Annotated in this window: 14 protein-coding genes; 7 read left to right on the forward strand and 7 right to left on the reverse strand. The window is 69.6% G+C overall.

All coding sequences use genetic code 11. The features are described from left to right. Positions 1–68: 68 nt before the first annotated feature. The 3 genes from trmB to A5691_RS23695 are packed head-to-tail and all read left to right on the forward strand — an operon-like array spanning position 69 to position 4,515. On the forward strand, positions 69–860 hold the full coding sequence (gene trmB, locus A5691_RS23685) for a tRNA (guanosine(46)-N7)-methyltransferase TrmB (protein WP_197499087.1): 792 nt from the start codon (positions 69–71) through the stop codon (positions 858–860). Positions 861–869: 9 nt separating this feature from the next. Next, complete coding sequence (locus A5691_RS23690) at positions 870–1,577, forward strand: NYN domain-containing protein (protein WP_067756824.1); 708 nt, start codon at positions 870–872, stop codon at positions 1,575–1,577. Positions 1,578–1,635: 58 nt separating this feature from the next. Beyond that, entirely contained in the window at positions 1,636–4,515 is a 2,880-nt protein-coding gene (locus tag A5691_RS23695; protein WP_068018014.1) for an MMPL family transporter, read from the forward strand. A 3-nt stretch (positions 4,516–4,518) separates the two neighbouring features. Here A5691_RS23695 and A5691_RS23700 read toward each other — a convergent pair whose 3' ends face one another. Beyond that, complete coding sequence (locus A5691_RS23700) at positions 4,519–5,664, reverse strand: AI-2E family transporter (protein WP_068018010.1); 1,146 nt, start codon at positions 5,662–5,664, stop codon at positions 4,519–4,521. Positions 5,665–5,809: 145 nt separating this feature from the next. On the opposite strand from A5691_RS23700, the gene A5691_RS23705 reads away from it, so the two are divergent. Beyond that, entirely contained in the window at positions 5,810–6,979 is a 1,170-nt protein-coding gene (locus tag A5691_RS23705; RefSeq protein WP_068018007.1) for a TIGR00374 family protein, read from the forward strand. On the opposite strand, the gene A5691_RS23710 is transcribed toward A5691_RS23705, so the two are convergent. Beyond that, a complete protein-coding gene (locus A5691_RS23710) occupies positions 6,976–7,527 on the reverse strand; it encodes a hemophore (RefSeq protein ID WP_068018005.1) in 552 nt (183 codons plus the stop codon). The two genes, A5691_RS23705 and A5691_RS23710, sit on opposite strands and share 4 nt — an antisense overlap. A 328-nt stretch (positions 7,528–7,855) precedes the next feature. Here A5691_RS23710 and A5691_RS23715 point away from each other — a divergent pair, with 328 nt between their 5' ends. Beyond that, the gene (locus A5691_RS23715) at positions 7,856–10,903 is read left to right on the forward strand and encodes an efflux RND transporter permease subunit (RefSeq protein ID WP_068018000.1); all 3,048 of its coding nucleotides are present in this window, start codon (positions 7,856–7,858) and stop codon (positions 10,901–10,903) included. Beyond that, on the forward strand, positions 10,900–11,424 hold the full coding sequence (locus A5691_RS23720) for a helix-turn-helix transcriptional regulator (protein WP_067754974.1): 525 nt from the start codon (positions 10,900–10,902) through the stop codon (positions 11,422–11,424). Before A5691_RS23715 ends, A5691_RS23720 begins: the two co-directional genes overlap by 4 nt. Here A5691_RS23720 and A5691_RS23725 read toward each other — a convergent pair whose 3' ends face one another. Further along, complete coding sequence (locus A5691_RS23725; protein ID WP_067754977.1) at positions 11,425–12,108, reverse strand: hypothetical protein; 684 nt, start codon at positions 12,106–12,108, stop codon at positions 11,425–11,427. After that, positions 12,105–12,755: a hypothetical protein gene (locus A5691_RS23730; RefSeq protein ID WP_067754979.1), complete on the reverse strand. Its 651-nt coding sequence runs from the start codon at positions 12,753–12,755 to the stop codon at positions 12,105–12,107. The genes A5691_RS23725 and A5691_RS23730 overlap by 4 nt, the downstream gene beginning before the upstream one ends. 41 nt (positions 12,756–12,796) lie before the next feature. Here A5691_RS23730 and A5691_RS23735 point away from each other — a divergent pair, with 41 nt between their 5' ends. Continuing rightward, positions 12,797–14,782: a M13 family metallopeptidase gene (locus tag A5691_RS23735; RefSeq protein WP_067754982.1), complete on the forward strand. Its 1,986-nt coding sequence runs from the start codon at positions 12,797–12,799 to the stop codon at positions 14,780–14,782. Here A5691_RS23735 and A5691_RS23740 read toward each other — a convergent pair. The 3 genes from A5691_RS23740 to A5691_RS23750 form a co-directional block, all read right to left on the reverse strand. Continuing rightward, complete coding sequence (locus tag A5691_RS23740) at positions 14,766–17,009, reverse strand: molybdopterin-dependent oxidoreductase (RefSeq protein WP_067782670.1); 2,244 nt, start codon at positions 17,007–17,009, stop codon at positions 14,766–14,768. The two genes, A5691_RS23735 and A5691_RS23740, sit on opposite strands and share 17 nt — an antisense overlap. Beyond that, entirely contained in the window at positions 17,006–17,593 is a 588-nt protein-coding gene (locus A5691_RS23745; protein ID WP_067761333.1) for a TetR/AcrR family transcriptional regulator, read from the reverse strand. Before A5691_RS23745 ends, A5691_RS23740 begins: the two co-directional genes overlap by 4 nt. Before the next feature lie 166 nt (positions 17,594–17,759). Then, on the reverse strand, positions 17,760–18,588 hold an 829-nt coding region (locus A5691_RS23750), incomplete at its 5' end, for a L,D-transpeptidase family protein (protein WP_068266805.1).

Below are 18,588 nucleotides of genomic sequence, written 5' to 3' on the forward strand. Positions count from 1 at the left end.
TGACTGTTACCAGCTGAAGGCAACTGTTGGGTATCAATCCGGACCAGGGGCGGCTACATCACACGTTTATGCGCCACCATGGACAAATGCATGCGCAACCCGGGGTGGGAGTATGGCGCGCCGTGCCCCAGGAGGAATCGGACGACCGTCGCGACCAGCGCCTTCTTCCGGCATCGACCTTTCGCTCCCGGCGATCCGCCCTTTCCGACGCCCAGCGGCAGACCTGGGAACGGCTGTGGCCGCAGCTGGGACTCTCCGTCGGCACCCAGTCCGCGACGGACGAAGGCGGCATGGAGCCGGCACTGGACACCCGCGCATGGTTTGGCCGCGAGGCGCCCCTGGTGCTCGAGATCGGTTGCGGCAGCGGCACCTCGACCGTGGCGATGGCCAAGGCCGAACCCGATATAGATGTGATCGCGGTGGAGATCTACAAGCGCGGGCTGGCGCAACTGCTGTGCGCGATCGACCGCGAAGGGGTCGGCAACATCCGCTTGATCCGCGGCAACGGCGTTGACGTGCTGCAGCGGCTGATCCCGCCGCGCTCGCTGACCGGAGTCCGCGTCTTCTTCCCCGACCCCTGGCCGAAGGCCCGCCACCACAAGCGCCGGTTTTTGCAGCCGGGCACGGTTGGCCTGATCGCCGACCGGTTACTCCCTGGTGGTGTCCTGCATGCGGCGACGGACCACCCCGGCTACGCCGAGCACATCGGTGCCGTCGGCGATGCCGAGCCGCGGCTGCGCCGCGTCGACCCCGCGAGCAGGCTCCCGATCTCGGTGGTGCGGCCGACCACCAAGTACGAGACGAAGGCCCACGAGGCGGGCAGCGCCGTCACCGAATTCATCTGGCTGCGACATGAGTAGGCGATGACCATGAGCCTGGCGGAAGAACAGACCGCGGCAGCAGAACCCCTGGCGGTGTTGTCCGACGACGCGTCGCTGGGCAGCTTCTCACCGCCGGGTGGCCGTGTCTTGCTGGTCTGGGACGCGCCCAACCTCGACATGGGGCTCGGCTCGATCCTGGGCAGACGACCCACCGCCCTGGAGCGCCCGCGGTTCGACGCCCTGGGCCGCTGGCTGCTGGCGCGTACGGCCGAGGTCAGCGCGAGCCGGCCCGGTGTCGTGGTCGAGCCCGAGGCCACCGTGTTCACCAACATCGCGCCGGGCAGCGCCGACGTCGTCCGCCCCTGGGTGGACGCGCTGCGCAACGTGGGGTTCGCCGTATTCGCCAAGCCGAAGATCGACGAGGACAGCGACGTCGACCGCGACATGCTCGCCCACATCGAGCTGCGGCGCAGCCAGGGGCTGGCGGCGCTGGTGGTGGCGTCGGCCGACGGGCAGGCATTTCGCCTGCCGCTGGAGGAGATAGCCCGCACCGGAGTCGCCGTCCAAGTCATCGGATTTCGCGAACATGCGAGTTGGGCGCTAGCGTCGGATACCTTGGACTTTGTCGACCTGGAAGACATCAGCGGTGTGTTCCGGGAGCCGTTGCCGCGAATCGGCCTAGATTCGCTGCCTGACCAGGGAGCATGGCTGCAGCCGTTCCGGCCGCTGTCCGCTCTGTTGACCGCGCGTGTGTGACACTGGCTTGGAAACCGAGACACCACGCGGGTCGTTGACGATCCAGTAAGGAGCTTGCGTGTTCGCCTGGTGGGGTCGAACTGTGTACCGGTATCGGTACATCGTGATCGGGGTCACGGTAGCTCTGTGCCTGCTGGGTGGCGTCTTCGGGATGAGCCTGGGCAAGCATGTCACACAGAGCGGCTTCTACGACGAGGGCAGCCAATCCGTGAAGGCCTCGGTGCTGGGCGACCAGACCTACGGCCGCGACCGCACCAGCCACATCGTCGCCACCTTCACCGCGCCGGAGGGCAAGACGGTGGACGACCCGGCATGGCGGGACAAGATCGTCGCCCAGCTCAACAAGTTCAAGACCGACCACGCCGACCAGGTCGTGGGCTGGGCCGGCTGGCTGGCCGCGCCGGACAGCACCAATCCCCTGATCAAGGGCATGGTCAGCGAGGATCGCAAGCACACGTTCGTTTCCATCCCGCTCAAGGGCGACGATGACGACACGATCCTCAACAACTACAAGGCGATCGCGCCCGATCTGCAGAAGCTCGACGGCGGGACGGTGGCGCTGGCTGGCCTCGAGCCGATCGCCAACGCCCTGACCGGCACCATCGCCACCGACCAGCGGCGCATGGAGGTGCTGGCACTGCCATTGGTGACGGTTGTGCTGTTCCTGGTCTTCGGCGGCGCGATCGCCGCCGGCCTGCCCGCCATCGTCGGCGGGCTCAGCATCGCCGGCTCGCTCGGCATCCTCCGCCTCGTCGCCATGTTCGGGCCGGTGCACTTCTTCGCCCAGCCCGTGGTCTCGCTGATCGGCCTCGGTATCGCCATCGACTACGGACTTTTCGTCGTGAGCCGGTTCCGGGAGGAAATCGCCGAGGGCTACGACACCGAGGCGGCCGTGCGCCGAACGGTGATGACCGCCGGGCGCACCGTCACGTTCTCGGCGGTGCTGATCATCGCCTCGAGCGCCAGCCTGCTGGTGCTGCCGCAGGGCTTCGTGCACTCGCTGACCTACGCCATCTTCGCCGCGGTGGGGCTGGCCGCGCTGCTGTCGATCACGTTCCTGCCGGCCTGCCTGGGCATCCTCGGCCGCCACGTGGACGCGCTGGGCGTCCGGACCGCGTTCCGGGTGCCGTTCCTGCGGAACTGGAAGTGGTCGCGCGCCTACCTCAACTGGCTCGCCGACCGGCTGCAGAAGACCAAGACCCGCGAAGAGGTCGAGGCCGGCTTCTGGGGCAAGCTGGTCAACTGGGTGATGAAGCGGCCGCTCGCGTTCGCCATCCCGATCGCCGTCGGCATGATCCTGCTCGTCATCCCCCTGGGCAACCTGTCGTTCGGTGGCATGAGCGAAAAGTATTTGCCGCCGAACAATTCGGTGCGCCAGGCCCAGGAGCACTTCGACAAGCTCTTCCCCGGATACCGCACCGAGCAACTCACGGTCGTCATTCAGAGCACCAACAACAGCAAGGTCACCGACCAACAGGTCGCCGACATCCGCAACCGGATCTCCTCGATCGGTGGCTTCACCGACAAGACCTGGGAGGAGCGGCCCTGCCCGACGATCGCGGGCAACCCCTGCGTCGCCGGCCCGAACGGGACGACGGTGCCCAAGGACGGCTCGGTGCGGGTGATCCAGAACGGCCTCGTCAATAAGAACGATGCCGCCAAGAAGATCAGCGAGCTGCGGGCGATAAACCCGCCGAAGGGCCTCAACCTCTATGTCGGCGGCACCCCCGCGCTGGAGCAGGACAGCATCCACAGCCTGTTCGACAAGGCTCCGCTGATGCTGGTCCTGTTGCTCACCGCGACCATGCTGTTGATGTTCCTGGCGTTCGGATCGGTGGTGTTGCCGATCAAGGCCGCGGTGATGAGCGCGCTGACGCTCGGGTCCACGATGGGCATCCTGACGTGGATCTTCGTCGACGGGCACCTGTCGCATTGGCTGAATTTCACCCCGACCCCGCTGATGGTGGTGCTGATCGCGCTGGTCGTCGCGGTGGGCTTCGGTCTGGCCACCGACTACGAGGTGTTCCTGGTGTCCCGCATGGTCGAGGCGCGCGAACGTGGCATGTCGACCGCCGAGGCCATCCGCATCGGCACCGCGACGACGGGGCGCCTGATCACGGCGGCCGCGCTGGTGCTGGCCGTGGTCGCCGGTTCTTTCGTGTTCTCCGACCTGGTGCTGATGAAATACCTGGCGTTCGGCCTGATGGCGGCGCTGTTGCTGGACGCCACCGTGGTCCGGATGTTCCTGGTGCCGTCGGTGATGAAACTCCTCGGCGACGACTGCTGGTGGGCCCCGCGCTGGGCCAGGCGGCTGCAGAACCGGATCGGGCTCGGCGAGATCGACCTGCCCGACGAGCGCAAGCGGCCGACGCTCAACGGCCGGCCCGCGCGACCGCCGGTGGCGGCCAGCCTGGTCGCCGCCGGGCCACGCCCGCCACACGACCCCACCCACCCCGCGGCCCTCGAGCCGTCCCGGGCGACGCGGCCGGCTCCGCCCGAACCCGCGGCGGAAGCGCCCGCGGGCGCGGCGATGCGCCCTGCGGCGCCCCCCCGCGACGCCGCGCGCGTGCAGGCCCGGCCGGGCCAGCCGACGGAGGCTCAGACGACGAGGCTGACGGTGCCGAACTCCGCCCCCGCCCACGAGCGGCCCGCCAATGCGGCGCCGTCGGCGCCGCCACGGCCCACCACCCCCGCGACGCCACCGCCGCCGCCGTCCAGCGGCCAGACGCGCGCGATTCCGGTGCCCGCCAACCGCTCTGACGACGCGGAAGACGCGGCCGAACCCACCACCGCGTTTCCGCGGCCCGAGGGCGACGACTCCGACGCGGCCACGGAAAAGATGAACTCCCGGGGAGACAACGGCGACGCGCGCCAGCGCCGACGCTCCGGCGGCGGCCTGTCCGCCCAGGACCTGCTGCGCCGCGAGGGCCGGTTGTAGGTATCAGTCCGCGGTCGCCGGCTCGTCCGGCTCCGCCTGGACGATCGCGCCGCCCTCGTCGGCCTCCTCGGTCTGTTTCTCGGCCTCGGCGGCCGGATCCTTCGCGAACAGCACCTGGAACGCGTTGTTGAGGAACGCCACCGTCGGGACCGCCAGCAGCGCGCCGACGATTCCCGCGAGCACGCCGCCGGCGGCGATGGCGAGCACCACCGCGAGCGGGTGAATCGAGACCGCGCGGCCCATCACCAGCGGCTGCAGCACGTGGGCCTCCAACTGGTTCACCGCGATCAGCAGGCCGAGCGTGATCAGGGCGTACACAATGCCCTTGGCGAGCAGGGCGACCACCACGGCCAGTAGACCCGAGACCAAGGCACCGATCAGCGGGATGAACGCGCCCAGGAAGACCAGCGAGGCCAGCGGCAGCGCCAGTGGGATGCCCATGATCGCCAGGCCGGTGCCGACCCCGGCCGCGTCGGTGAGCGCCACCAGGAAGGTGGCCCGCACGTACGCGGTCAGCGACCCGTAGCCGGCCCGGCCCGCCTCGCTCACCCGGTCCCGGACGTCGGCCGGGAAGATCTTGGACACGTAGGCCCAGATGTTGCGGCCGCCGTAGAGGAAGAAGATCAGCGTGAAGAGCACCAGCACGGCCGCCGTGACCAGTTCGGTGATGGTCGCCGCGGTGGACAGGGCGCCGCTTTCCAGCTTCGTCTGATTGTTGCGCAGGGCCTCGATCGCGGCGTTGCCCGCGTTGTCGATCTGTTCGCGGCGCAGGTGCGCCGGCCCGTGGATCAGCCACCGCCGGGTCGACTCGATGCTGCGGGTGACCTGGTCGGTCAGGCCCGGCAGACCGTCGACGAATTGGTTGACGACGAACGCCAGGATGCCGCCCAGGATGGAGAAGCCGCCGAGCAACACCAGGGCCACCGCGCCGCCGCGGGGCAGGCCGCGGCGGTCGAGCCAGTCGACGACCGGCAGCAACAGCGCGCTGAGCAGCAGCGCCACCAGGACCGGGACGACGATCACCTCGAGCTTCTTCACCACCCACAGCAGCGCGACCAGCGCGAGGAGGATGACCAGCAAACGCCAGGCCCAGGCTGCGGTCTTGCGGACGATGGGTTCGACCGAAGCGTCGTCGGTGTTTGCCGGCATGGGGTGAGCCTATCCGGCGCGGGGCACCGCCAAACGTGCGCGCGGCGCCGGCGCGCGGCCGCGTCGGCACGATCCGGTTACGACGGCGACACGGTCGGCGCCGCGCGGCGATGCCCGCGCCACCTGCACCGTTACCCTAAATCACGTGCCGCACGACGCACCCGCCCGCAATCTCGACTTCCCGCGCGAAGAGGCCCCGCGCGGGAAGTACTGGTGGGTGCGCTGGCTGATCCTCGGGATCGTCGCGGTCGTGCTTGCCGTGGAGGTCGCGCTGGGCTGGCATCAGCTGGCCAAGGCCTGGATGAGCCTGTACGAGGCGAACTGGTGGTGGCTGTTGGCGTCGGTGGTGGCGTCGGCCGCGTCGATGCACAGCTTCGCGCAGATCCAGCGCACGCTGCTGCGCTCGGCCGGCGTGCACGTCAAACAGTTGCGGTCGGAGGCCGCCGTCTACGCCGCCAACTCGCTGAGCACCACGCTGCCCGGGGGCCCGGTGTTGTCGGCGACGTTTTTGCTTCGGCAGCAACGGATTTGGGGCGCCTCGACAGTGGTGGCGTCGTGGCAGCTGGTGATGGCGGGCGTCCTGCAGGCCGTCGGGCTGGCGCTGCTGGGGCTGGGCGGGGCCTTCTTCCTCGGCGCGAAGAACAACCCGTTCTCGTTGCTGTTCACCCTCGGCGGCTTCGTGGCGTTGCTGCTGCTCGCCCAGGCCGTCGCGTCGCGGCCGGAGCTGATCGACGGGATCGGCTGCCGGGTGTTGTCGTGGGTCAACTCCGTTCGCGGCAGGCCCGCGGACACCGGCCTGGCCAAGTGGCGCGAGACGCTGGCGCAGCTGGAGTCGGTGAGCCTGGGCCGGCGCGACATGGGGGTGGCGTTCGGCTGGTCGATGTTCAACTGGGTCGCCGACGTGGCCTGCCTCGGGTTCGCGGCCTACGCCGCAGGCGATCACGCCTCGGTCGCCGGGCTGACGGTGGCCTACGCCGCCGCGCGGGCCGTCGGCACCATCCCGCTGATGCCCGGCGGCCTCCTGGTCGTTGAGGCGGTGCTGGTGCCGGGGCTGGTGTCCAGCGGCATGTCGCTGCCCAACGCCATCTCGGCCATGCTGATCTACCGGCTGATCAGCTGGTTGCTCATCTCCGCCATCGGCTGGGTGGTGTTCTTCTTCGTCTTCCGGACCGAGAACGTCGCGGTGCCGGACGACGAGGAGGCGACGCCGAAACCCGCGCCCGCCGCTCCGCAGGACCCGGCCGCCGACGATCCGACCGAGACCGCCCTGCAGGGCCCGCTACCGCCCGACCGGAGCCCGGAAACCGGGAGCTAGCCGGCGGTGTTGCCGCGGGGCGGCCCCGACAACGGGTTGGCCGCCGCCGGCGGGACCGGCCCGGTGGCCACCGGGTTGCCGCCCAGCGGCAGCGCGCCCGCCGCGTTGCCCGGCAGCGCGGGCAGCCCACCGGCCGCGCCCTGCGCCTGCTGCATCATGCCCATCGCCTGGGTGGGCGAGATCGGCAGCTTGCACTGCAGCGACAGGTTGGTCAACGGCTGGGCGATGGACGTCATGTCGCCGGCGACCTTCGGGTTGGCCTCGAAGTAGGACTTCAGGCCGGTCATCGACTGGGGTCCCGCCTGCTGCTGCAGCATGGAGGTCATCGTCTGGTTCGTCTCCGGGTGCGAGTCCAGGTAGTCGCCCATCGACTTGGAGACCGAACCGATCGTGCGGGCGACCTCACTGGCCGAGCAGGGGTCGCTGGCGCCCGTCGCCGGTGGCCCAGCCAGGACGGCCAGGGCGGCGCACGGCACGGTGGTGGCGATCAGCCCGGCCACGATCTTGCGGCGCATCTTGCGGGGCCCGGTCGCGGTGCCTCTGGTCATCGAAACTCCTTACGATTTGCGGCGTCACGCGCAGCACCGACGCCCGCAAACGGCTGCTGTGGACGGCCTCGTCGAATCGCGGAGTTCCCCGGGGCCCCGCCGGCCACCCGACATCCTGCCATCGCCGGCGTGCGCCCTGCCAGCGCGCGTGCACCCGTGTGAGGAAAATCCCGCCGGTAACCGGTTCACAACGACTTGGCAGCGTCTTGGCAACAAGCCCGTCGTTGCAGCTCAGGAACCAGAAAGCTGACATCATCCACAGGCCGCTGCGGTATTCTCGCCAGCACGCGTTAAGCGAAACACGGGGAGTGAAGAAATCCAGCAGTTAATGATGCGCCTCAGCCGCAGCCTGCGTAAGTACCGCTGGTTGGTCTTCACGGGCTGGTTGCTGGCGTTGGTTCCGGCGGTCTATCTGGCCTTGACGCAGTCGGGGAACCTGACCGGCGGCGGCTTCGAGGTGGCCGGTTCGCAGTCGCTGCTCGTCCACGACCAGCTCGAGGAGCTGTACCACGACCAGGGGTCGTCCTCGCTCGCCCTGGTCGCGGCGCCCCGCCCGGACGCCAGCTACGCCGACATCAACGACGCCGTCGCGCTGCTGAGGCGCACCGCCGCCGAGGTGCCCGGCGTCTCGGAGGTGCCCAACCCCACCCAGCGGCCGCCGCAACCCGACCGGCCGTACGTGTTGTCGCTGCGGCTGGATTCCCGCAACACCAGCGACGTCGCCAAGCGGTTGCGCACCAAGGTCGGGGTCAAGGGCGATCAGGCCGGCCAGACCGCGGACGGCCGGGTGCGCCTGTACGTGATCGGGCAGGGTGCGTTGTCGGCCGCCGCGGCGCAGAACACCAAGCACGACATCGCCGCCGCGGAGCGCTGGAACCTGCCGGTGATCCTGATCGTCCTGCTCGCCGTCTTCGGTTCGCTCGCCGCCGCGGCGATCCCCCTGGCCCTCGGCATCTGCACGGTCGTGGTCACCATGGGCCTGGTCTACCTGCTGTCGGCCTACACGACCATGTCGGTGTTCGTGACCTCGACGGTGTCGATGTTCGGGATCGCGCTCGCCGTCGACTATTCGCTGTTCATCCTGATGCGCTTCCGCGAGGAGCTGCGCTCCGGCCGCGAGCCGAAGGAGGCGGTCGACGCGGCGATGGCGACCTCCGGGCTGGCCGTGGTGCTGTCCGGGATGACGGTCGTCGCCTCGCTCACCGGTATCTACGTGATCAACACGCCGGCGCTGAAGTCGATGGCGACCGGAGCGATCCTGGCCGTCGCGGTCGCGATGTTGACGTCGACCACGCTCACCCCGGCGGCGCTGGCGACCTTCGGCCGGTCGGCCGCCAAGCGGTCGGCGTTCCTGCATTGGTCGCGCGGACCGGAGGGCGGCCAATCGCGGTTCTGGAACCGCTGGATCGGCTGGGTCATGCGGCGGCCGTGGATGTCGGCGCTGGGGGCGTCGCTGGTCCTGCTCGTCATGGCCGCGCCGGCGTCGTCGATGGTGCTCGGCAACAGCCTGCTGCGCCAGTTCGACTCCTCGCACGAGATCCGCGCCGGCGTGGGCGCGGCGGCCGAGGCGCTCGGCCCCGGCGCGCTCGGCCCGATCCGGGTGCTGATCACCTTCCCCGACGGCGGTGCCGCCTCACCCGAGCACGGACAGACCATCGCCGCAATCCGGCAGCGCATGACGCAGGCGCCCAACATCGTGTCCGTCGCGCCGCCGCAATTCGCCGAGGACAACGGCAGCGCCCTGCTCTCCGCGGTGTTGACGGTCGACCCCGAGGACATGCGCGCCCGCGAGACCGTCGGCTGGATGCGCGCGCAGCTGCCCAAGGTGCCCGACCGGGGAACCGCCCGCGTGGATGTCGGCGGCCCGACCGCGCTGATCAAGGACTTCGACGACCAGGTGTCCAAGACCGAGCCGTTGGTGCTGGCCATCGTCGCGCTGATCGCGTTCGTGATGCTGCTCGTGTCGGTCCACTCGGTGTTCCTGGCGCTCAAGGGCGTGCTGATGACCCTGCTGTCGGTCGCCGCGGCGTACGGCAGCCTGGTGATGGTGTTCCAGTGGGGCTGGCTGAAGGGCCTCGGCTTCGCCCAGATCAGCTCGATCGACAGCACGGTCCCCCCGCTGGTCCTCGCGATGACCTTCGGGCTGTCGATGGACTACGAGATCTTCCTGCTGACCCGCATCCGCGAACGCTTCCTGCACTCCGGGAACACCCGCGACGCGGTGGCGTACGGCGTGAGCACCAGCGCCCGCACCATCACCAGCGCGGCCCTGATCATGATCGCGGTCTTCATCGGCTTCGCGTTCGCCGGCATGCCGCTGGTCGCCGAGATCGGCGTCGCCTGCGCGGTGGCGATCGCGGTGGACGCCACGGTGGTGCGGCTGGTACTGGTGCCGGCGCTGATGGCCATGTTCGCCCAGTGGAACTGGTGGATCCCGCCGTGGCTGTCCCGGGTGCTGCCGTCGGTCGACTTCGACCGGCCCCTGCCGGAGGTCGATCTGGGCGACGTGGTGGTCATCCCCGACGACATCTCGGCGCTGACGGCGCCGAACGCCGACCTGCGGATGGTGCTCAAGTCGGCGGCCAAGCTCAAGCACCTGGCGCCCGACGCCATCTGCGTGACCGACCCGCTGGCCTTCACCGGTTGCGGACGCAACGGCAAGGAAAGGCCGGGCGCCCAGCCGGAGGGAGCCGACACCGAGCGCGGCCGGGACCCCGGTCAGATCCCCCACCAGGTCGACATCGACGACGAGAGGGCGGGTGTCGCGGCCGGCGCTGCCGACCGGAAGAACGGCAGCAACGGCCACACCAACGGCTCCTCGGGGACCAAGAAACTGGTCGGCGGGCTGACCTCGCGCAACGGCATCGCCAAGGCGATCGTCGGGGCGGACCGGCCCGTCCACCCGGTCACCCTGTGGCGGGGGCGGCTCTCCGTCGCCATCGACGCGCTGGAGAGCGAGACCGAGGCCGCCGACCGGGCCGTCTACGAGCGCCGCTGCCCGGTCGAAACCACCCACGTGCAGCTGCCCACCGGCGACCGGCTGCTGGTCCCGACCGGCGCCGAGACGCTGCGCCTCAAGGGCTACCTCATCATGAGCCGTAACAGCCAACGCGATTACGCCGACTTTGCCGATATGGTTGAAACGTTGGAGCCCGAGACCGCCGCTGTGGTGCTGGCCGGCATGGACAGGTACTACTGTTGTCAGTCGCCCAGGCGGCAATGGATCGCCACCCAGTTGGTCCGTCGACTCGCTGATCCGGATCCCTGTGATTTCAACGACGAGCAGGGGTCGGAGACCGACGCCCGCTCGGACTGGGAGGAGATCAGGCAGCGCTGCCTCTCGGTGGCCGTCGCGATGCTGGAGGAGGCGAGGTGACGTTGGCACCTGACCGACGCCCCGCACCGCCCCACCGGCCGGCGACCGAGCCGCGCAGGCGTGACGCCGCGCCCGCCCCGGACCCCGACCAGCCGGTGGAGTTCTGGCCCACCTCCGCCATCCGCGCTGCGCTGCAGGGCGGCGACATCGCCACCTGGAAGCGGATCGCCGCGGCGTTGAAGCGCGACCCGTACGGCCGCACCGCCCGCCAGGTCGAAGAGGTGCTCGAAGGCACCCGGCCCTACGGCATCTCCAAGGCGCTGTGGGAGGTGCTCGAACGCGCCCGCACCCACCTGGAAGCCAACGAACGCGCCGAGGTGGCCCGCCACGTCGGACTGCTCATCGACCGCTCCGGCCTGGCGCAGCAGGAATTCGCCTCGCGCATCGGCGTGACCGCCGCGGAGCTCGCCGCCTACCTGGACGGCAGCACCAGCCCGTCGGCCGCCCTGATGATCCGGATGCGCCGGCTCTCGGACCGGTTCGTCAAGGTGAAGTCGACGCGCTCGGCAGACTCCAACTGATCACCTGATCGGCAGCACGTCCGACACCAGCCAGGCGTCGCCGTGCTTGGTCAGCGCCACGCGCAGCGCGGGCGCCGACTGGCTGGGCTGTTGGCCCGGCGCGTTCTGGGTGACCCGCAGGATCACCGCGACGCTGGCCGCCGACGGCCCCAGCGCCTCGACCCCGGCCGCCAGCGTGGCGGCCTGCGCGGTCACATTGTGCTGGGCCAGTTCGGAGCTGGACTTCGTGTACTGCTCCTTGAAGGCGGCTGCGTGCTCGGGGACGATCAGCGCCGTCGCCCGGTCGATGGAGCTGTCCGGGGCGCCCGGGGTGAACGACGCCATCGCCTCCGCCATCCCGGTGGCGACCCGGACCACGTCGCGGGAGTCGTCCTTGAAGACGCGGTCCGACCGCGTCCAGTGCGTGTAACCGGTGACCACCGCGGCCACCAGTGCGGCCGTGCACAGGAAGACGACGGCCAACCGCAGCCCCGGCGCGTCGTCGTCGGTGCCGACGCTGACCGAATCCCGCCGCAGCAGCCAGAAATTGACCAAGACGCCCTCGACGATCAGCAGCACGAGCACCGAGCACGCCGAGACCCACCACAGCGGCCAGCCCAGGACCAGCCCGATCGCCAGCAACGCCGCCACCGCGGCCAGCGGCGCCAGGATGTCGAACGCGAGCAGGCGCAGGAGGTTTCTCATCGGATCGATTCCAGCCCCGAGATCATCAGCTTGCCGTCGACGTTGACCACGTCGAGGCGCAGATTCCAGTGCACCGTCTGCGGTTTGGCGCCGGCGTTCTCGCTGACGGAGGTCGCGACCAGCATCACCGCGTCCAACCGGCTGGCGAACGGCGGCAGCTTGGTGGTCACCACCGGCCGGGACGTACCGGGCTGGGTGTCCAGGTCACGGTGCACGGTCTCGACGGCCACCGCGTCGATTCGCCCGGCGCTCTTGGACTGCAGCTTCTCCACCACCTGCCGGTAGGGCTGCATGGCGGCGTCGAAGTCGGTATTGAGTTCGCCGACCGTGCCGTCGTGCAGCCGTTGCAGGCTGCCGTCGACGTTGCCGCTGTTCATGTTGATCAGCACCCCGGTCCACTCGGCGGCGGTCTGCATGACGCGGGACAGGTAGCGGCGTTCGCCCGTGTCGTCGCGGTGCCCCGACCACAGGAAGAACCCGAACACGATCGCCGCCACCGACAGCACACCGAGGACGGCCGACGCGATGCCGTACGCGGAGAACATCGGGCCGCCTGCGGCGTCGTCGTCACGGAATTCCTCGGCGTCGGCGTCCTCCGCCTCCGCGACTTGCTCGTTGGTTGGCTCGGTTCGCTGGCCGTCGGACATGGCCCGATCGTCGCACCCGACAAAGATGGAAGGATGGCGGGGTGACTGTAGAGGCCATCCGCTCGGGCATCGACCTGAGCCACGTCGACGCCGACACCCGCCCCCAAGACGACCTGTTCGGACACGTCAACGGCCGCTGGCTGGCCGAATACGACATACCGGCGGACCGTGCGACCGACGGCGCGTTCCGGCACCTGTTCGACCGTGCCGAGGAGCAGGTGCGCGATCTGATCGTCGAGGCCAGCGAGACCGGCGCCGCCGCGGGCACCGACCAACAACGCATCGGCGACCTGTACGCCAGCTTCCTCGACGAGGCGGCCATCGAGCGGCGCGGCCTGCAACCCCTGCTCGACGAGCTGGCCACGATCGACGACGCCGCGGACGCGGACGCGTTGGCGGCGGCGGTGGGCGCGCTGCAGCGCACCGGGGTGGGCGGCGGCCTCGCGATGTACATCGACACCGACGCCAAGAATTCCGCCCGGTACCTCGTGCACGTCACCCAGTCCGGCATCGGGCTGCCCGACGAGTCCTATTTCCGCGAAGAGCGGCACGCCGAGGTACTCGCGGCCTACCCGGGGCACATCGCCCGGATGTTCGCCCTGGTGTACGGCGGCGCCGCGGAAACGCACGCCGAGACGGCGGCCCGAATCGTGGCGCTGGAAACCAAGCTGGCCGCCGCGCACTGGGACGTGGTCAAGCGACGCGACGCAGAGCTCTCCTACAACCTGCGGACCTTCGCGGACCTGCAGGCCGAGGGCAAGGGCTTCGACTGGGTCGGCTGGGCGACCGCGCTCGGCGGCACACCGGAGGCGTTCGCGGAAGTCATTGTGCGGCAACCGGATTACCTCACCGCATTCGCCGACCTGTGGGCGACCGGCGACCTGGAGGACTGGAAGCGTTGGGCGCGTTGGCGGTTGATCCGCGCGCGGGCGTCCTGGCTGACCGACGAGCTGGTCGCCGCGGACTTCGACTTCTATGGCCGGCTGCTCACCGGCGCCGAGCAGATCCGGGAACGCTGGAAGCGGGCCGTGTCACTGGTGGAGAACCTGATGGGCGATTCCGTCGGAAAGATCTATGTGGAGCGGTATTTCCCGCCCGGGGCCAAGGCGCGCATCGACGCGCTGGTGGACAACCTCAAGGCGGCCTATCGGCTGTCCATCAACGAGCTGGATTGGATGACGCCGCAGACCCGGGAGCGGGCGCTGGCCAAGCTGGACAAGTTCGTCGCCAAGGTCGGCTACCCGGCGAAGTGGCGGGACTACTCCGCGCTGGTGATCGACCGCGACGACCTGTACGGCAACTTTCGGCGCGGCTATGCGGTCAACCACGACCGCGAACTGGCCAAGCTGGGCGGTCCGGTCGACAAGGACGAGTGGTTCATGACCCCGCAGACGGTCAACGCCTACTACAACCCGGGGATGAACGAAATCGTCTTTCCCGCAGCCATTTTGCAGCCGCCGTTCTTCGACCCCGAGGCCGACGACGCCGCCAACTACGGCGGGATCGGCTCGGTGATCGGGCACGAGATCGGGCATGGCTTCGACGACCAGGGCGCCAAGTACGACGGCGACGGCAACCTGGTGGATTGGTGGACCGACGCCGATCGCGCCGAATTCGGCGCCCGCACCAAGGCCCTGATCGAGCAGTACGAGGCGTACACGCCGCGCGGGTTGGACGCCGGTCACCACGTCAACGGCGCGTTCACCGTCGGGGAGAACATCGGTGACCTGGGCGGGTTGTCGATCGCCCTGCTGGCCTATCAGCTGTCGCTGGACGGCCAGGACGCACCCGTCATCGACGGCCTCACCGGCGTGCAGCGGGTGTTCTACGGCTGGGCGCAGGTGTGGCGCACCAAATCCCGCCCGGCGGAAGCGATCCGGCGGTTGGCCACCGATCCGCACTCACCGCCGGAGTTCCGCTGCAACGGCGTCATCCGCAACATGGACGCCTTCTACGAGGCGTTCGACGTCGCCGAGGACGACGCGCTGTTCCTGGAGCCGCAGCGGCGGGTCAGGATCTGGAACTGACGGGCACGCCGACCGCTTCGATCCGGGCGGGCACGTGCTTGTGCCACGGCGTGCCCGCGTAGGGATCGCGCCATTCCGTCGAGGTGAGCGCGTTCGGGGCGACGCCCGGTGTCACGGTCTGCCCGTCGCCGTCGACGTAGTCGAGCCCAAAACCGTTGGGCAGGGCCGCATGCCCGGCCAGCATGGTCTCGGTGATCTCGACGGTGGCCTCGGCGCTGCCGGCCGCGGTGCTGATGCGGGCGCGACATCCGTCGGCGAGCCCGAGGGTTTGGGCGTCCTCGACGCTGACTCGCAGCGCCCCGTCGGCGTCGCGTTTGCGCCAGGAGGGGTCGCGGAAGATGTCGTTGGCGGTGTAGGCGCGGCGCTCGCCCACCGACAGCACGATCGGGAACTCCGGTGTGGTGAGCCGCGGTGGCGCCTGGGCCAGGGCCGCCAAATCGGTGAGCATTTCCGGGATTTCCAGCGCGATCTTGTGATCGGCGTGGCTGATCAACGCGAAATCGTCCTCGTAGTTGTGGACGGTGAACGTCACCCCGGACGGGGTGTCGAGGATCGCGTCGAACAGCGCGTTGCCGTCGGCGTGGCCGGCGCGGCGCACCGCGTCGGGATAGGTCAGCGCGGCCTTCTGGGCGAGCCCCCACAGGGCGGCCGCGCCGCGCAGGCCGTCGGGCAGCGTGGGCCCGAGCGTCTCGTAGAGGACATAGGGCAGCAGCTTCGCGACCGTCGGGTTCGCGGTCGCGGTGAGGAACGCCTCGGTGTAGGCCCGCCGGCCGCGCTGGGCGGCCTCGGCCAGCGGCCGCAGGTCCGCGTCGTCCACCACGCCCAGCGCCCGCACCAACCGGGCCCAGATCTCGGGTTCGGGCAGCGTTCCGGGCAGGGGCTCGAGCAGCGGCCGGCGCAGCTGAAAAGCGTTGTGCGGGAACTCCAGGTTGAAGAAGGTGGCCTCGGGCTTCTCGAACTGGGAGGCCGCGGGCAGCACGTAGTGTGCGAGTCGGGCGGTCTCGGTCATCGCGACGTCGATGACGACCATCAGTTCGAGCGCTTGGAAGGCCTCCCGGCAGGCCGCCGAGTTGGCCAGCGAGTGGGCGGGGTTGCTGCTCTCCACGATCATGGCCCGGAATCGGTCCGGGTGGTCGGTGAGGATCTCCTCGGGCACGACGTTGCTGGGCACCAGCCCGGCGATGATCGGGGCGCCGGTCACCGGCGTGCGGCCGGAGAACTGGCCGAACAGCGGTCCGAATGCCGAATGCAGATGCTGGCCACCCTTTTTCGCGAAGTTGCCGGTGAATATCCACAGCAGCTTGTTGAGGTAGGAGCAGAGCGTGCTGTTGGGCGCCTGCTGCACCCCGAGGTCCTCGAACACCGAGACGCTGGCCGCCGCGCCGATGCGGCGGGCCGCCGCGCGCAACAGCTCCTCGTCGACCCCGCACCGCTGTGCGTAGTCGGACACGGACACCTCGCGCAGCGCGGCGCGGACGGCGTCGGCGCCGCGCACGTGCTCGGCCAGAAACGCTTCGTTGCAAAGGTTTTCCTGCACCAGGACGGCCGCCAGCGCGGCCAGGCACCACGCGTCGGTGCCGGGCCGCACCCGCAGGTGGAAGTCGGACATCTTGGCGGTGTCGGTGACGACGGGATCGATGACGATCATCGACCGGGCCGGGTCCTTGGCGATCTCGTTGAGCACCACCCGGGCCCGGGGAAAGCTCTGTGACATCCACGGGTTCTTCCCGACGAAGACGGACACTTCGGCGTGCTCGAATTCGCCGCGCGTGTGGCCGCCGTACAGCTGCCCGTCGATCCACGCCTCGCCGGTCTTCTCCTGCGCCAACGCGTTCGACCGATAGCGCGACCCGAGGGCCTTGAGGAAGGCGCCGCTGTACGCCCCGCCGAGGTGGTTGCCCTGCCCGCCGCCGCCGTAGTAGAAGATCTTGTCGCCGCCGTAGGCGTCCCGGATGTGCTTGAAACCCTCGGCGATCTCGACGATCGCGGTGTCCCAATCGATCTCCTCGAAGCTGCCGTCCGCGCGGCGGCGCAGCGGCGACGTGAGGCGAGCGCCGCTGTTCTGGTAGTGATCCAGCCGCAGGGCCTTGTTGCAGGTGTACCCCTGCGACGCCGGGTGCGCCTTGTCGCCCCGGATGCGGGCCAGCCGGCGATCCTCGACTTGGACGACGATGCCGCAGTTGCATTCGCAGAGGATGCAGGCGGTGGACTTCCATTCTCCGGTCATCGCGGGACGTCCTTTCTGGTCGCCTCGGCCAGCAGCAGGTCGCGTAGCTGGCGGTGCACGACGTCAAGGGGAGCCGGGTCGCGGCGCACCCGGGCCAGCACGATCGCGCCCTCGAGCGCGGTGGTGGCCAGCATCGCCAGGTCCGCGGCACGCGGGCGCGGTATCCCGTCGGCGATGAAGCGCTGCGCGATCAGGTCGGTCCAGCGGTCGAACACCGACGCCGCACGCTCGACGACCGGCGCCATGCGTTCGCCGTCTTCCTCACCGGCTTCCACCGAGACCGCGACCACGGGGCAGCCCGCGCGGAAGTCGCTGTCGAGCAGCTGGCGGCGGTACTTGTCGATCAGGGTGTCCAGCAGCTGAGCTCCGCTGTCGGTTTCGGCGATGACCCCGGCGACGTGTTCGCCGGCGTAGTCGACCGCCTCGCAGAGCAGTTGCGTGCGGCCGCCGGGGAAGTAGTGGTACGCCGAGCCTCGCGGCGCGCCGCTGTGCTCGAGCACATCGGAGATCGCGGTGGCGTGGGCGCCCCGCTCCCTGATCAGCAGCGCGGCGGAGATCACCATCCGCTCGCGTGGACTGCGCATCGGCGCTCCTCGGGTCGGCAGTATGTATGATGCTATACATAATCGCGCGCCCCGCGAAAGCCCCCACTTACACTCGCGAGCAGACACAAAATCGCCCAATTCCTCTTCGGGATGGGCGATTTTGCTGGGGGTACCTCCCGCTTGCGGGGGCTGCCGGGCTGGGAGGTTAGTTCATCCAGTCGGCGGAGCCGTCGTTCTTCTTGTAATTGCCGCCGCTGGAGTTCTTCACGACGATCGGGTCACCCGGGCCGAAGTTGTCGAAGAACCACTTGGCATTGGTGGGGCTGATGTTGATGCAGCCGTGGCTGACGTCGCGCTTGCCCTGGTCGTCGACCGACCATGGCGCGCTGTGCACGTAGTCGCCGACGTTGTCGAAGCGGACCGCGTCCTCGACCGTCACCTTGTAGCCGTAGGTCGAGTTGACCGGGACCCCGTAGGTGGAGGAGTCCATCACCACCGAGGCCTTCTTGTCCTGCACGTAGTAGGTGCCATTGGGCGTCTGGTGATTGCCGGACGTCATGCCCATCGACATCGGGAAGGTCTTCTCCACCGTGCCGTTGCGGGTGATGGTCAGCTGGTGGGTGGAGTCGTCGGCCGTGGCGATCAGCGTGTCCCCGGTCTGGAAGTTGGTCACGGTGCCGCCGGCGTCGACGGTCACCGCGGTGTGCGCGGGCCAGAAGTTGATCGGGCGCCACCGCAACTGGGTCGGGGTCATCCAGTAGAACTTGCCCGGCACCGGCGGCACCGACGAGACATGCACGGCGTTGATCGCGGCACCGGCGTCCTCCACCGTTCCCGGGAAGTTGATGATGATCGGCTGGGCCACGCCCACCGTCGAGCCGGTCTTCGGGACGAACGAGGGCGGCCCAAACGGCGGCGTGCCGGTGAACGGGGTGGGGTTCTGCCCGTCCGCCGATGCCGCGGCCGGCTGGGCCGCCGGGGGCATCCACGGCGGGGCCGGCGCGGGCGGCGGAGGGGGGGGGGCGGGCGGGGGC

The sequence above is a fragment of the Mycobacterium sp. E183 genome, assembly GCF_001667735.1.
Taxonomy (GTDB): domain Bacteria; phylum Actinomycetota; class Actinomycetes; order Mycobacteriales; family Mycobacteriaceae; genus Mycobacterium.

Coding starts and splice junctions, on each gene's coding strand:
- A5691_RS23745 (WP_067761333.1), bottom strand. CDS start 17,593: ATGCGCAGTCCACGCGAGCGGATGGTGATCTCCGCCGCGCTGCTGATC.
- A5691_RS23715 (WP_068018000.1), top strand. CDS start 7,856: ATGATGCGCCTCAGCCGCAGCCTGCGTAAGTACCGCTGGTTGGTCTTC.
- trmB (WP_197499087.1), top strand. CDS start 69: ATGCGCCACCATGGACAAATGCATGCGCAACCCGGGGTGGGAGTATGG.
- A5691_RS23730 (WP_067754979.1), bottom strand. CDS start 12,755: ATGTCCGACGGCCAGCGAACCGAGCCAACCAACGAGCAAGTCGCGGAG.
- A5691_RS23740 (WP_067782670.1), bottom strand. CDS start 17,009: ATGACCGGAGAATGGAAGTCCACCGCCTGCATCCTCTGCGAATGCAAC.
- A5691_RS23710 (WP_068018005.1), bottom strand. CDS start 7,527: ATGACCAGAGGCACCGCGACCGGGCCCCGCAAGATGCGCCGCAAGATC.
- A5691_RS23700 (WP_068018010.1), bottom strand. CDS start 5,664: ATGCCGGCAAACACCGACGACGCTTCGGTCGAACCCATCGTCCGCAAG.
- A5691_RS23725 (WP_067754977.1), bottom strand. CDS start 12,108: ATGAGAAACCTCCTGCGCCTGCTCGCGTTCGACATCCTGGCGCCGCTG.
- A5691_RS23690 (WP_067756824.1), top strand. CDS start 870: ATGAGCCTGGCGGAAGAACAGACCGCGGCAGCAGAACCCCTGGCGGTG.